Raw genomic sequence first — 14,370 nt, 5'->3', positions numbered from 1 at the left:
CGCCGACACAAGGACCGCCATGCGACCCCGCCCTTCCCGAGCCGCTTCTGCCTGCCCAGTCTCTGCCCTGCCCCTGCTGATCGCCACGCTTGGGCTGACCGCCTGCGCCAGCCCCGGCCTGCCTTCCGGCGCCAGCGCCCAGCTCACCCTGCTGGAAACCAGCGATCTGCACGCCAATGTGCTCAGCTACGACTACTTCAAGCTGGCGGTTGACCCGTCCTACGGCTTCGAGCGCACCGCCACGCTGATCCGCCAGGCGCGCAGCGAATTCCCGGGCGCCCTGCTGCTGGATAACGGCGACACCATTCAGGGCACGGCGCTGGCCGATGTCGAGGCCACCGTCAAACCGCTGCCCTGCGGCCAGATGCCGTCGATCTACCGGGCCATGGATACGCTGAAGTACGACGCGGGCACCCTGGGCAACCACGAGTTCAACTACGGCCTGCCCTACCTGGACCAGATTCTGGGCAACGTGCTGGACACCGAAGGCCTGCAGCGCCGCTGCGCCACCGCCGGGCCGGGTGTGGGTTTCCCCGTGGTGCTGGGCAATGTCTATTCCAGCAAGACGAAGCAACCGCTGGTCGCACCCTACACGCTGCTCAAGCGCACTGTTGCCGTCCAGATCAACGGCCAGACGGTGCACAAGCCCATCACCGTGGGCGTGCTGGGCCTGACCACGCCGGGCATCCTGAACTGGGACAAGCGCTATCTGGAAGGCAAGGTTTACACCGCTGGCGCCGTGGAAACCGCGCGGGCGCTGATCCCGAAAATGCGTTCTGAGGGCGCAGACGTGGTCGTGGCCCTGCTGCACGGCGGCGCCAGCACCCAGCCCGACGGCCCCACTGTCGAGAACCCGGGCCTTTATGTGGCCCAGGTACCGGGGCTGGACGCGCTCTTCATGGGCCACCAGCATCTGCAGTTCCCCAAGGCGGGCGACAAGCCTGACCTGGCACTGCCGGGCATGGACAACGTGCGTGGCACCATCCACGGCGTGCCGGCCGCCATGCCGCTGTCCTGGGGCAAGGGCCTGGGGCTGGTTCACCTGGCGCTGCGCTGGGACGGCCAGCGCTGGCAGGTCGACAAGGACGCCAGCCGCGCCGAAGTGCGCACCCTCCGCACGGGCACCGGCGCCAATGGCAAGCCGACTTTCGTGGCGGCGGACCCCAGCATCGCACCGGGCGTGCAGGCGCAGCACGAGGCGACCATCGCCTACGTCAAGGCGCCCATCGGGCGCAGCGATTTCCGCATGAGCACCCAGCTGGCCGACGTGGGCGATCCGTCCGCGATCCAGATCGTCAACCAGGCGCAGCAGGCTTATGTCGCCGATTACATCAAGGCCAGCCTGCCGCAGTACGCCAGCCTGCCGGTGCTGTCGGTGAGCGCGCCGTTCAAATCCGGCTTCCAGGGCCCGGACGATTACACCAGCGTGGCGGCGGGCGATCTGGCCATTTACAGCGCGGCCGATCTTTACCTTTACCCCAACACCGTCTACGCGGTGAAGGTCAGCGGCGCGCAGATCAAGGCGTGGCTGGAATCGACGGCCAAGCGCTTCAACCGCATCGATCCGGCCAAAAAAGACGACCAGTGGCTGGTCAGCACCTTCCCGGGCTATAACTTTGACGTGTTCACCACGCCCGACGTGCAGTACCAGATCGACGTGACCCAGCCCGAGGGCGAGCGCATCCGCGCGCTGAGCTACAAGGGCGCGCCCATGGATCCGGCGGCGCAGTTCATCATCGCGACCAACAACTACCGCGCCACCACGAAGATGATCCCCGAACTGGACGGCCGCGCCACCATCTGGGAATCGCCCGACACCAACCGCGACGTGCTGATCGCTTACGTGAAGAAAACCGGCCAGCTCACCCGCCAGGCCAACGGCAGCGCGCGCAGCTGGCGCTTCACGCCCATGACCACGGCCGGCCGCGTGCTGTTCAAATCGGCGCCCGGCGCTGACGCCCTGGCGCAGGCAGCGGGCCTGGGCGGCATCACCGCCACCGACGCTGCTGCGGACGAAAAAGGGATGGCGACGTTCGCACTGAGTCTGAAGGACAGCCGGTGAAGGATGGGGGCGTCAAGCGGAGAGCTGGTCCGCATCAGGCCAGCGTTTCCAGCAGCACTTCAGGGTGTTTGCGCGCGATGCGGATCAGGGCCTGCGCGGCCCCCGAAGGCGCGCGACGGCCCTGCTCCCACTCCTGCAATGTCCGCCTGGAAATGCACAAAGCCTGGGCGAACTGGGCCTGAGTCAACCCGGTCTGCTGGCGGGCATCCGCCACCTCATTGGGCGCAACCCGGGTCACTCGGGCGGTCTGGCCTGCTTTCATCTGCCGAACAGACTGCAGGAGCTTGAGCCCCAGCTCTTCTCCGGTCATGCTGTCGGTGCTTGAGCGCTGATCAGTCATTTTCAAGGGCCTCACGAATGGATTTGAGAATATGGCCCGGGACCAGCGTACCTTACGGCAGCCACCGCTACCAGGAATCACATCCCCGGCCTCAGGGTTGCCAGCCAGCCAGACGCAGAATGCGGCGCGCTCCTCTTCTGCCCAGAGAGCCTTGGCATCTTCTGCGAAGGAAGGCGTTTCTGCGATGGTGTACATAATGTGAATTGTACGTCAAAGACGTATTTTGCTGGACTGATCTCCAAGCCGCAGTGTGACCTACCGCATCAACGGCCCCCGCATCGAGCTGCTGCGCGTCCTACACGGCGCCCAGCAGTGGCCCAGCACACCGCCGCCAGCAGCGATAATCCCCCCATGCTCACCCCTCTGATCAACGACCAGTTTCTGCGCGCCTGTCTGCGCCAGCCCACCACCCACACGCCGGTCTGGCTGATGCGCCAGGCAGGGCGATACCTGCCGGAGTACCGCGACACGCGCTCAAAAGCCGGCAGTTTCATGGGTTTGGCCACGAACGTGGATTACGCCACCGAGGTCACGCTGCAGCCGCTGGAGCGCTTTCCGCTGGATGCGGCCATCCTGTTCTCCGACATCCTGACCGTGCCCGACGCCATGGGCCTGGGCCTGAGCTTCGCCGTGGGCGAAGGCCCGCGCTTTGCCCGCACCGTGCGCACCGAGTCCGATGTGGCCGCGCTGGCCGTACCCGACATGGACAAGCTGCGCTATGTGTTTGACGCCGTCACCAGCATCCGCAAGGCGCTGAACGGGCGCGTGCCGCTGATCGGCTTCTCGGGGAGCCCCTGGACGCTGGCCTGCTACATGGTCGAAGGCGGTGGCAGCGACGATTACCGCGCCGTCAAGACGCTGATGCTGCAGCGGCCCGACCTGATGCACCGCGTGCTGGACACCAACGCCCGCGCCGTCACCGCCTACCTGAACGCGCAGGTCGATGCGGGCGCGCAGGCGCTGATGGTGTTTGACAGCTGGGGCGGCGTGCTGTCGCACCGCGCTTTCCACGAATTTTCGCTGCCCTACCTGCGCCAGGTGGTGCAGGGCCTGAAGCGCACCGATGCGCAGGGCCAGCGCATTCCCGTCATCGTCTTCACCAAAGGCGGCGGGCTGTGGCTGGAAGCGCTGGCGGACATCGGCGCCGACGTGCTGGGCGTGGACTGGACGGTGCACCTGGGCCAGGCGCGGGCGCGCGTCGGCCAGCAGGTGGCGCTGCAGGGCAATCTGGACCCGATGACGCTCTTTGCCGCGCCGGACACCGTGGCCGCGCACGCGCGCCAGGCGCTGGACGATTTTGGCCGCCCGCAGCGCGCCGACGGGGGCTGGGACGGGCATATTTTCAACCTCGGCCACGGCATCAACCAGCACACGCCGATTGAGTCGGTGCAGGCGCTGGTCCACGCCGTCCACAGCCACTCGCGCACCCTGCGATAACACAGCCGCCGCGCGCTGATGCGCCGGGGCTGGCGTCTGTCGTTTTTGTGCCGACTGGCCCGCAACTGCGGTTTTTGGCGTGATTTTGTGCTTGATGGCTGCGGTTTATCCCCAATATTCTTCGCTCACCACGCCGTCAGCAGCTTGGGTCACAAAGCGATCAAGCCAGATGCAGTCTAATCAGCAAGCCATTGTTTATAAAAAGAAAAATAAAATTTTGACAGATTTGTGAACTTTTGCTAAGCCAAGTTATACACACCCCGTCAACAGACATTCCCCCCAGTTCCCCCGATTGCTCACACACTTATCCACACCCCCTGTGCAAGACGCGGCGACAGCCCCATGAATCAGCCACTTAGCCCCGGTTTTGGCGACAGCGCTTCCGATTCGGACGGCAAGCTGGCGTGCTGGGGCGTGGCGGTGGACCTGCCCGCGCACATCGCGCTGGGTGGCGATGGCGCCTCAGTGCTTAGTTACCGGGGCGCAGCCGAACTGCAGCCCGGCCAGCTCGTGCGCGTGCCGTTGGGCGCGCGCGAGGTCAGCGGCGTGGTCTGGGAGCGCCAGGACACCCCTGCCGACGCCAGCGTCGTGCTGCGCGACATCGCCGCCGTGCTGCCCGTGCCCCCCATGACGGCGGACTGGTGCCAGCGCGTGGCGTTTGCGGCGCGCTACTACCAGCGCAGCCAGGGCGAAATCGCCAGCCTGGCGTTGCCCCCGCAGATGCGCCAGGACGCCGTGGACGCCATCGCCCGGCGCGTGCAGCGCTGGCAGGCCAAAACCGGCGCGGCGCCCAAGCCCGCACAGCTTGAAGCGCCGCGCACCCTGACGCCCGAGCAGCACGAAGCGCTCGCTGCCGTCCTCCAACCCCTTGACGCCAGCGCCGACAGCCCCGCGCCGCGCCCGCTGCTGCTGTTTGGCGTGACGGGCAGCGGCAAGACCGAGGTTTATCTGCAGGCCAGCCAGGCCGTGCTGGATCGGGGCCAGCAGGTGCTGGTGCTGGTGCCGGAGATCAACCTGACACCGCAGCTGCTCGCCCGCTTCGAGGCGCGCTTTGGCGCGCACCAGGTCGCCAGCCAGCACAGCGCGATGACCCCGGCGCAGCGTGCCGCGCACTGGTGGCGTGCGCACAGCGGCCACGCCCGCGTGCTGCTGGGCACGCGGCTGGCGGTACTGGCCTCGCTGCCGGAAGTCGGGCTGATCATCGTGGATGAAGAGCACGACCCGTCCTACAAGCAGCAGGACGGCGCCCGCTATTCGGCGCGCGATCTGGCCGTGGTCTGGGGCCACCTGCGGCGCGTGCCGGTGGTGCTGGGCTCGGCGACGCCGTCGCTGGAGACCTGGCAGCAGGTGCAGACCGGCCGCTACGCCTGCGCCACGCTGAGCCAGCGCGTGGGCAGCGACGCCTGGCCCGCCGTGCGCGTGCTGGACATGGATCGCCTGCCGCCGCGCGCGCAGGGCACGCCGCCGCCCGCGCTGCACCCTGATCTGCAGGCTGCGCTGGCCGACCGCCTGGAGCGCGGCGAGCAGAGCCTGCTGCTGCTCAACCGCCGGGGCTACGCGCCGGTGCTGGAGTGCGTGAGCTGCGGCTGGAAAAGCGCCTGCCCGCACTGCAGCGCCTGGCGCGTCTTCCACCTGGGCGACCGCACGCTGCGCTGTCACCACTGCAGCTTCACCGAGCGCGTGCCGCGTGCCTGCCCCGATTGCGGCGACCAGGACATCCAGCCCATAGGCCGAGGCACCGAGCGCCTGCAGGAGCAGGTGCAGCAGTCGCTGCCGCAGGCGCGCGTGCTGCGCATCGACGCCGACACCACGCGCAGCCAGGGCAGCCTGGCCGAGCAGCTCGCCGCTGTTCACGCGGGCGAGGTCGATATCCTGATCGGGACGCAGATGGTGGCCAAGGGCCACGATTTCCGCCGCATCACGCTGGTCGCGGCGATCAACCCGGATGGCGGACTGTTCTCGGGCGATTTCCGTGCGCCCGAGCGCCTCTTCGCGCTGCTGATGCAGGCCGCCGGACGCGCCGGGCGCGACGCCGCGCACATGGCCCGCGCCGAAATGTGGCTGCAGACCCACCACCCCGGCCATCCGCTCTTTGCCGCGCTGGCCGCGCACGATTACGCCGCGCACGCCGCCACACTGCTGGACGAGCGCCGCGCCGCCGGGCTGCCGCCCTTCATGCACCTGGCGCTGCTGCGCGCTGAAGGGCGCGAGGGCGAAGCGGTGGAGGCTTTTCTGCGCGATGCCCGCGAGGCCGGGCGCGAGATCGCCGCCGTCATCCAGCCCGCGCCCACGCTCTACCCGCCCATCGCGCCACCGGTGGCACGCGTGGCCAACCTGGAGCGGCGCCAGATGCTGCTGGAATGCGCCTCGCGCCAGGCGCTGCAGCACCTGCTGGCGCAGTGGCGCGCTCGCCTGGTCGCGCTCAAAGCCCAGCACAGGGGCGTGCAGCGCTGGGCGCTGGATGTTGATCCGCAGGGCATCTGATGCGCCGCACTGCTCTCGCCCTGCTTAAGGCGCTGGCTGCGTTCGCAGTTGCGGTCTCAGTTGCGGCTTCATTTGCGACCTCTGTAGCGGCGGCCGCGCCCACAGCTCAGCCGCCTGATCCCGCCGCGCAGCTTCAGCGTCTGGCGCTGCCGGGTGGTGCGGGCGATCTGCCTTTTTATGTCGCTGCTGTTCCCGCACAGACCATCCCACAGACCGCAGCCGTGCCCGTCCAGGCCTTCATCGCCGTCCACGGCTATCCGCGTGATGCGCAGGCCACGCTGCGCATCGTGCAGGCAGCGGTCGCGAAGGCGGCTCAGGCTGCAGGTGGGAAGCCGCCGCTGATCGTCGCGCCGATTTTTCCGGTGACCGCGCAAGACGCGCCGCGCTGCCGCACGCCGGGCGAGCCCGAAGCCCTGTCGGGCGACGCGCAGTGGCGCTGCGGCGGCTGGCTGGCGGGATCGCGCAGCTTGGGCGGAATCCCTCCATCGCACGGCATTTCATCGCTGGCGGCCCTGGACGCACTCGTCGCCCATCTGGCGCGGCAGTGGCCCAGCCTGCGCCGCATCACGCTGGTGGGATTTTCGGGGGGCGCGCAGCTGCTGCAGCGTCACGCCGCGCTGGCCGCCCAAGCGCCTGACGGGGTGACGCTGCGCTGGGTGATCGCCTCGCCGGGGAGCTGGCTGTACTTCGACGCCTGGCGGCCTGACTTGGGCCATGTTTCGGGCCAAGTTTCGGGCGACGATGCGGCCTGCCCGCGCTTCAACCACTGGAAGTACGGGCTGGAGGGCCTGCCGGGCCTGCCGGACCATCTGGCCGGACGCGATCCGCGCGATCAATACCGCCACGCCAGCATCGCCTATCTGGCCGGATCGCTGGACAGCGGTCCAGGCCCCGGAACCGCCGACGCCCGGCTGGATCACGGCTGCGAAGCGCAGCGCCAGGGGCCTTACCGGCTGCAGCGCGCGCAGGGCTACCAGGCCTACACCCGGCAGGTGCTGCGGCCGCTGACGCCCCAGCCTCTGACCGTGGTGCCCGGTTGCGCGCACAGCGCGGCCTGCGTGCTGGGCTCGGATCAGGCGAAGTCCGTGCTGTTTGCCGCAGACCCACCCCACTGAGGCCAGGACTACCGCCCCAGCCGCTTGACGTGCGGGAAAGCTCTGATAGACAATCCGCTTCGCCTTGAGGGGCGCTGCGACCTGTCCGATCAATTCCGTTTGATCGCGATCAGGCCAGGCTCAAGGCCTTGTCATCCAACGGCGCTCATTGCTTTGTCCGCTTTTAACCAGGGAGCATCGCCATGAGTGTGATCGAAACCGCCGTCAATTCCCCCAAAACCACCACCCAGGCCGCGTCTTACGCGATCGCCGACCTGTCTCTGGCCGCCTGGGGCCGCAAGGAAATCAACATCGCCGAGAGCGAGATGCCCGCACTGATGGACATCCGCCGCGAGTTCGCCGCCAGCCAGCCGCTCAAGGGCGCGCGCATCGCGGGCAGCATCCACATGACCATCCAGACCGCCGTGCTGGTCGAAACCCTGCAGGCGCTGGGCGCCAGCGTGCGCTGGGCCTCGTGCAACATCTTCTCGACGCAGGATCAGGCTGCCGCCGCGCTGGTCGAGCGTGGCACGCCCGTTTTCGCTTACAAGGGCGAAACGCTGGAAGATTATTGGGAATACACCCACCGCATCTTCGAATTCGGCGCCTCAGGCACCGACGGTGAAGGCCCCAACATGATCCTGGACGATGGCGGTGACGCCACCGTGCTGATGCACCTGGGCATGAAGGCCGAGAAAGATCTGTCCGTGCTGGACAAGCCCGGCAGCGCCGAAGAGAAAGTGCTGTTCGCCGCCATCCGCGCCAAAGTCGCCCAGGACCCGACCTGGTACACGCGCAAGAGCGCGCAGATTCTGGGCGTGACCGAAGAGACCACCACCGGCGTGCACCGCCTGAACGAGATGTCCGCCAAGGGCGAGCTGAAGTTCCGCGCCATCAACGTCAACGACAGCGTCACCAAGAGCAAGTTCGACAACCTGTACGGCTGCCGCGAATCGCTGGTGGACGGCATCAAGCGCGCCACTGACGTGATGATCGCGGGCAAGATCGCCGTCGTCTGCGGCTATGGCGACGTGGGCAAGGGCTCGGCGCAGGCGCTGCGCGCGCTGTCGGCGCAGGTCTGGGTCACCGAAATCGACCCCATCTGCGCGCTGCAGGCCGCCATGGAAGGCTACCGCGTCGTGCGTCTGGAAGACGTGGTCGAACAGGCTGACATCTTTGTCACCACCACGGGCAACAAGGACATCATCCGCCACGAGCACATGGTCAAGATGAAGGACCAGGCCATCGTGTGCAACATCGGCCACTTCGACAACGAGATCGAGGTCGCCTCGCTCGAGCAGTACCAGTGGGAAGAGATCAAGCCGCAGGTCGACCACGTGATCTTCCCCGATGGCAAGCGCATCATCCTGCTGGCCAAGGGCCGCCTGGTCAACCTGGGCTGCGCCACCGGCCACCCCAGCTATGTGATGAGCTCCAGCTTCGCCAACCAGACGCTGGCTCAGATCGAGCTGTACGCCAAATCAGGCGATTACGAAGCCGGCAAAGTCTACGTGCTGCCCAAGCACCTGGACGAGCACGTCGCGCGCCTGCAGCTGACGCGCCTGAACGCCGTCCTGACCGAGCTGACGCCCGATCAGGCCGCCTACATCGGTGTGCAGGTCCAGGGTCCGTACAAGCCCGACACCTACCGCTACTGATCCGCAAGGCGAGCACCATGACGACCCTCACCCCGTCGTCCACCGCCCGCCTGCGCGTCCCGGTCAGCTTCGAATTCTTCCCGCCGAACACGCCGGTGGGAGATGAGAAGCTGCTCCAGGTCGTGAAGGATCTGGGCGTGTGGTCCCCTGAATTTTTCAGCGTCACCTATGGCGCTGGCGGCTCGACCCGCGAAAAGACCCTCAAAACCGTCCAGGCCATCCGGGCCATGGGCATTGCCGCCGCGCCGCACCTGTCGTGCGTGGGCTCCAGCCGCGAGGATCTGGGCCAGATCCTGGACGGCTACCGCGACAGCGGCCTGGACCGCCTTGTCGCCCTGCGCGGCGACCTGCCCAGCGGCATGCAGCGCAGCGGCGACATGCCCTACGCTGCCGACCTGGTCCGCTTCATCCGCGAGCGCCACGGCGATCACTGGCACATCGAAGTCGCGGCCTACCCGGAATACCACCCCGGCGAGCGCTACGTGGCCCGCGACCTGCAGCATTACGCCGACAAGGTCAAGGCAGGCGCCAGCAGCGCGATCACGCAGTTCTTCTTCAACGCCGACGCCTACTTCCACTTCGTGGAGCAGACGCGCAAGCTGGGCGCGCACGCGCCGGTGGTGCCGGGCATCATGCCCTTCCACAACTTCTCGCGCATCGCGGCCTTCGCGCAGCGTGACGGCATCGAGATCCCGCGCTGGGTCGCCCGCAAGATGGAAGGCTATCTGGACGACACCGCCTCGATCCGCGCCTTCGGCCTGGACGTGGTCACGAGCCTGTGCGAACGCCTGATCGACGGCGGCGCCCCCGGCCTGCACTTTTACACCATGAACCAGTCGCCACTGGTGGGCGAGCTGTGCGGGAGGCTGGCAGGGGAGTAAACAAAAAATCCCTTCCAGATCAACACTCTGGAAGGGATTTGAGTCCGTAAATTCCGGAATGAAGTGCCGTAAATTCCGGAATCAAGCCAGTAGCGCGTCCACGCAGGCGGTGAGCGAATCGTGGATCTGGAGCTGGGGCCAGCGTTCGCGCAGGGCGTTCAGAGCCGCGTCGTCCAGGTGGCTGGCGCGGCTGATGCGCAGCAGGTGCGGACGGCAGCCCGCGCTGACGGCGGCTTCCAGATCACGCACGGTGTCGCCGATCACGGGCACCTGCGCGGGCGTGGCGCCGAAGCGGTCCATGACCTCCAGCAGCAGACCGGGCTGGGGTTTGCGGCAGGCGCAGGCTTCTTCGGGCGTGTGCGGGCAGAAAAACACCGCTGCCAGACGCCCGCCCGATTTGAGCAGCGTCTGGTGCATGCGCGCGTGTACGGCGTTGAGGCTGCTCATGTCCACCAGCCCGCGACCGATGCCCGACTGGTTGGTGGCGACCACCACGTGCCAGCCCGCGCGGTTCAGGCGCGCGATCTGCTCGGGCACGTCGGGAAGTACCTCGAACTCGGCCGGATCCTTGACGTGGTCGTCGCGGTAGCGGTTGACCACGCCGTCGCGGCCCAGCACGAGCAGCTTGACGTGTTTGGCGCCCGTCATCTCAGGCGCCCAGACGCGACAGGTCGGCCACGCGGTTCATCGCGGCGTGCAGCTGGCCCAGCAGCGCCAGGCGGTTGCGGCGCAGCGCTGCGTCGTCGGCGTTGACCATGACGTCGGCAAAGAAGGCGTCCACCGGCGATTTCAGCGCCGCCAGCGCCTGCAGCGAGGCGGTGTAGTCCCCACGCTCGAAGGCCGCTTCGGCCTGCGGTGCCACCTGGGCCAGCGCGGCAGCCAGCTGCTGTTCGGCCGCATCGCGCAGCAGGGTGGCGTCCACCGCTGTGCCGGGTTCGCCCTCGGCTTTTTTCAGGATATTGCCCACGCGCTTGTTGGCAGCGGCCAGCGGCTGCGCTTCAGGCAGGCTGGCGAACTGCTTCACCGCCTCCAGACGCAGGCGCACCTGGGCCAGATGATCGGGCTGCAGCGCCATCACGGCGTCGATGGCCTGCGCGCTGTACTGGTCGGCCAGGCTGGCGGCCAGGCGGTCCAAGATGAAGCTGCGCAGCGCAGGCGTCGGGTCTTTGATCAGGCTGCCGAACACGGCCTGGACCTCGTGCAGCAGCGGCGTCAGCGCCAGCAGCGGCAGACGCTCGGTCAGCATCCGGATCACGCCCAGCGCGTGGCGGCGCAGCGCGAAGGGGTCTTTGTCGCCGGTGGGCAGCTGGCCGATGCCAAACAACCCGACCAGCGTTTCCAGCTTGTCGGCCAGCGCGACCACGGTACCGGTGTGGTTGCGCGGCAGATCGTCGCCCGCGAAGCGTGGCTTGTAGTGGTCCTCGATGGCGATGGCCACGCCGTCGCGCAGGCCGTCGTGGCGGGCGTAATAGCCGCCCATGATGCCCTGCAGCTCGGGGAACTCGCCGACCATGTCGGTCAGCAGATCGGCCTTGGCCAGGTGCGCGGCCTGGTCGGCCTTGTGCGCCAGCATGTCCAGCTCTTCGCGCGCCTGCGCCGTGTAGGGTACGGTGGTGTCGCGCATGTGCTGCACGATCAGGCGGGTGATGGCGCGCACGCGCTCCACGCGCTCGCCCTGGCTGCCCAGTCTGTTGTGATACACCACTTTGTCCAGCCCGGGCAGACGACTTTCCAGCGTCTTTTTGCGGTCCTGGTCGAAGAAGAAGCGCGCGTCGGCCAGACGCGGACGCACCACACGCTCGTTGCCCTGGACGACCGCGCTGGCGTCATCCGGCGAGATGTTGCTGACCACCAGGAAACGGTGCGTGAGCTTGCCCGCCGCGTCCAGCAGCGGGAAGTACTTCTGGTTGGCCTTCATCGTCAGGATCAGGCACTCGGGCGGCACAGCCAGGAACTCGGGCTCGAACTGGCACAGCAGCACATTGGGGCGCTCGACCAGCGCGGTGACCTCGTCCAGCAGCGCCTCATCCTGAATGGGCGTCAGGCCCAGCGGCGCAGCAGCAGCGGCCAGCTGGCGGGCGATCTCCGCTTTTCTCTCTTCAAAAGAGGCGATCACGGCGCCTTCCGCGCGCATCTGTGCGGCGTAGCTGTCTGCATCCTTGAGCACGACGGGGTCGGCTGCGGCCTCGAAACGGTGGCCGTGCGTCTCGCGTCCTGCCGTCAGGCCCAGCGTCTGCACCGGCACCACCGCATCGCCGTGCAGTGCGACCAGGCCATGCGCAGGGCGCACGAAGTGGACGCTGCTCCAGCCGTCCTGAAGCTGGTAAGTCATCACTTTGGGAATCGGCAGTTTGGCCAACGCCTCGTCCAGCGCCTTTTGCAGCCCCGCCGCCAGGTCCACGCCCGGCTGCACGCTGTCAAAAAACAGCGCTTCGGCCTTGCCGTCGCTTGCGCGCTTGAGACCCGCGACCGCCGAAGCGTCCGCCCCCAGCGCCGCCAGACGCTTGAGCAGCGCCGCCGTCGGCTGCCCTGCCGCGTCCAGCCCGACGCTGACGGGCATCAGCTTCTGCGACACCGGCCTGTCGTCGGCGCGGGCGCGCACGCCCGTGACGTGCGCGGCCAGGCGGCGCGGCGAAGCAAACGCGGTCACTGCAGCGCCCGCATCTGCAAGGCCACTGGCCTGCAGGCTGGCCGCCAGCGTGGCCGCGAACGAATCGCCCAGCGCACGCAGCGCCTTGGGCGGAAGTTCTTCGACGAAGAGTTCGAGGAGGAGATTGGCAGACGTTTTCATCAGTTACTTTTGATAGATGTTGTTGGAGTCATGCGGCCTGCTGGTCCTGCGGCAAAGGGAGCTGGAATCGGCCTTCAACAATTCCCCTCACGGTGATGTCCTCATCAAGAGAATCCCAGCGCAGAGCAGCGCCATCCAGCCGCAGAGTCACCTCAGCGAGCTGGGCCGCACTCGCCTGGCTAAGAAGCCGAAAGCGGCTGGCCGGGAAACCGATCTGCCGCCCATCGCTGAGCTCCACGAAAACCACACGGTCATTGACCCAGACCCGCAAAGCGCGCGGATCGATTTCAGGGGCGGAAGAAGTCATGCCATTTCTCCAGGAATAAGGCTTCATTTTCTGCAACAACCGATTCAATCCGGCGCAGATCCTGCGCCTTGACACCCTGGCTGCGCGCCAGCCGCACTGGCGAGAGCCAGAACTTGCAATCGCCATCGCCAGTGTCCACATGAATATGAGGAGGCTCCCCTCCCTCGTCCGAGTAGAAGTGGAAACGCCAGCCCGACAGACGCAGCACCGTCGGCATCAAGCCGCCTTCTTCGCATTCTGTTCTTCGATCTTCGCCAGCGCCTCGTCGGCCCAGGCTTTGGGCGCCATGGGGAAGCCCAGGCGGGCGCGGCTGTCCACGTAGGCGGCGGCGACGGCGCGGGCCAGGTTGCGGATGCGGCCGATGTAGGCGGCGCGCTCGGTCACGCTGATGGCACCGCGCGCGTCCAGCAGGTTGAAGCTGTGCGCGGCCTTGAGCACCTGCTCGTAGGCGGGCAGAGCGAGCTGCTGCGCGATCAGGTGCTGCGCCTGCTTTTCGTGCGCGCCAAAGGCGGTGAAGAGGAAATCGGCGTCGGCGTGTTCGAAGTTGTAGGTGGACTGCTCGACCTCGTTCTGGTGGTAGACGTCGCCGTAGCTCAGGCGGCGGCCGTCGGGGGTTTCGGTCCAGACCAGGTTGTAGACGTTTTCTACGCCCTGCAGATACATCGCCAGGCGCTCCAGGCCATAGGTGATCTCGCCCGTGGCGGGCTTGCAGTCGATGCCGCCGACCTGCTGGAAGTAGGTGAACTGCGTCACTTCCATGCCGTTGAGCCAGACCTCCCAGCCCAGGCCCCAGGCGCCCAGCGTGGGGTTTTCCCAGTCGTCTTCGACGAAGCGGACGTCGTTCTTCTTCAGATCAAAGCCCAGCGCCTCCAGCGAGCCCAGATACAGCTCCAGGATGTTGGCCGGAGCGGGCTTGAGCACCACCTGGTACTGATAGTAGTGCTGCAGGCGGTTGGGGTTGTTGCCGTAGCGGCCATCTTTGGGACGGCGGCTGGGCTGCACATAGGCGGCGCGCCAGGGCTCGGGCCCCAGTGCGCGCAGGAAGGTGGCGGTGTGGCTGGTGCCCGCACCCACCTCCATGTCATAGGGTTGCAGCAGCGCGCAGCCCTGGGCGTCCCAGTAGCTCTGCAGGCGCAGGATGATCTGTTGGAGGGTCAGCATGATAGGCGCAGACAGTGTTGGATATTGGCACCATTCTAGGCGCAAGATCGTGCCCGGATCACCCTGCAAAGCCGCAATTGCCGGGCGTTCGGGCGCTCAAAAAGTTTGACGCCCATCCCCGTTTGCACGGATAATCCTTGGTTCGCTCCTGCTGG

12 protein-coding genes and 1 riboswitch are annotated in these 14,370 nt (G+C 67.2%); of the genes, 6 read left to right on the top strand and 6 right to left on the bottom strand.

What is annotated here, in order from left to right; all coding sequences use genetic code 11:
- Positions 1-19: 19 nt before the first annotated feature.
- Positions 20-2,062 carry a bifunctional 2',3'-cyclic-nucleotide 2'-phosphodiesterase/3'-nucleotidase gene (locus RV045_RS00790; protein WP_423233853.1) on the top strand — a complete coding sequence of 681 codons (2,043 nt, stop codon included), beginning with the start codon at positions 20-22 and terminating at the stop codon, positions 2,060-2,062.
- Positions 2,063-2,096: 34 nt separating this feature from the next.
- Here RV045_RS00790 and RV045_RS00785 read toward each other — a convergent pair whose 3' ends face one another.
- Positions 2,097-2,597 carry a helix-turn-helix domain-containing protein gene (locus RV045_RS00785; RefSeq protein ID WP_423233852.1) on the bottom strand — a complete coding sequence of 167 codons (501 nt, stop codon included), beginning with the start codon at positions 2,595-2,597 and terminating at the stop codon, positions 2,097-2,099.
- 156 nt (positions 2,598-2,753) lie between these two features.
- Here RV045_RS00785 and hemE point away from each other — a divergent pair, with 156 nt between their 5' ends.
- The 5 genes from hemE (at position 2,754) to metF (ending at position 9,956) form a co-directional block, all read left to right on the top strand.
- Positions 2,754-3,839 (top strand): uroporphyrinogen decarboxylase, encoded by a 1,086-nt coding sequence (hemE, locus tag RV045_RS00780; protein ID WP_423233851.1) that lies wholly within the window; start codon positions 2,754-2,756, stop codon positions 3,837-3,839.
- A 342-nt stretch (positions 3,840-4,181) separates the two neighbouring features.
- Positions 4,182-6,323, top strand: coding sequence for a replication restart helicase PriA (gene priA, locus RV045_RS00775; protein ID WP_423233850.1), 2,142 nt, complete (start codon positions 4,182-4,184; stop codon positions 6,321-6,323).
- On the top strand, positions 6,323-7,438 hold the full coding sequence (locus RV045_RS00770) for a hypothetical protein (protein WP_423233849.1): 1,116 nt from the start codon (positions 6,323-6,325) through the stop codon (positions 7,436-7,438). The genes priA and RV045_RS00770 overlap by 1 nt, the downstream gene beginning before the upstream one ends.
- A 60-nt stretch (positions 7,439-7,498) precedes the next feature.
- Positions 7,499-7,592: riboswitch (S-adenosyl-L-homocysteine riboswitch) on the top strand.
- Between the two features lie 28 nt (positions 7,593-7,620).
- The gene (gene ahcY / locus RV045_RS00765; RefSeq protein WP_423233848.1) at positions 7,621-9,075 is read left to right on the top strand and encodes an adenosylhomocysteinase; all 1,455 of its coding nucleotides are present in this window, start codon (positions 7,621-7,623) and stop codon (positions 9,073-9,075) included.
- A gap of 17 nt (positions 9,076-9,092) precedes the next feature.
- The gene (metF, locus tag RV045_RS00760) at positions 9,093-9,956 is read left to right on the top strand and encodes a methylenetetrahydrofolate reductase [NAD(P)H] (protein ID WP_423233847.1); all 864 of its coding nucleotides are present in this window, start codon (positions 9,093-9,095) and stop codon (positions 9,954-9,956) included.
- Between the two features lie 81 nt (positions 9,957-10,037).
- Here the strand turns inward: metF and gmhB are convergent, their stop codons facing one another.
- From gmhB to glyQ, 5 genes are read right to left on the bottom strand one after another with little or no spacing between them, the layout of a single operon-like run.
- Positions 10,038-10,604, bottom strand: coding sequence for a D-glycero-beta-D-manno-heptose 1,7-bisphosphate 7-phosphatase (gmhB, locus tag RV045_RS00755; RefSeq protein WP_423233846.1), 567 nt, complete (start codon positions 10,602-10,604; stop codon positions 10,038-10,040).
- Position 10,605: 1 nt separating this feature from the next.
- Positions 10,606-12,747: a glycine--tRNA ligase subunit beta gene (glyS, locus tag RV045_RS00750; RefSeq protein ID WP_423233845.1), complete on the bottom strand. Its 2,142-nt coding sequence runs from the start codon at positions 12,745-12,747 to the stop codon at positions 10,606-10,608.
- Between the two features lie 28 nt (positions 12,748-12,775).
- On the bottom strand, positions 12,776-13,054 hold the full coding sequence (locus tag RV045_RS00745; protein WP_423233844.1) for a DUF2442 domain-containing protein: 279 nt from the start codon (positions 13,052-13,054) through the stop codon (positions 12,776-12,778).
- Entirely contained in the window at positions 13,035-13,271 is a 237-nt protein-coding gene (locus RV045_RS00740) for a DUF4160 domain-containing protein (protein WP_423233843.1), read from the bottom strand. The genes RV045_RS00745 and RV045_RS00740 overlap by 20 nt, the downstream gene beginning before the upstream one ends.
- Entirely contained in the window at positions 13,271-14,215 is a 945-nt protein-coding gene (gene glyQ, locus RV045_RS00735; RefSeq protein WP_423233842.1) for a glycine--tRNA ligase subunit alpha, read from the bottom strand. The genes RV045_RS00740 and glyQ overlap by 1 nt, the downstream gene beginning before the upstream one ends.
- Positions 14,216-14,370: the final 155 nt, after the last annotated feature.

This window comes from Amphibiibacter pelophylacis (genome assembly GCF_037688875.1).
Taxonomy (GTDB): domain Bacteria; phylum Pseudomonadota; class Gammaproteobacteria; order Burkholderiales; family Burkholderiaceae_C; genus Amphibiibacter; species Amphibiibacter pelophylacis.
The sequence above is the reverse complement of the archived record's forward strand: the minus strand, read 5'-3'. Positions and strand labels throughout refer to the sequence as shown.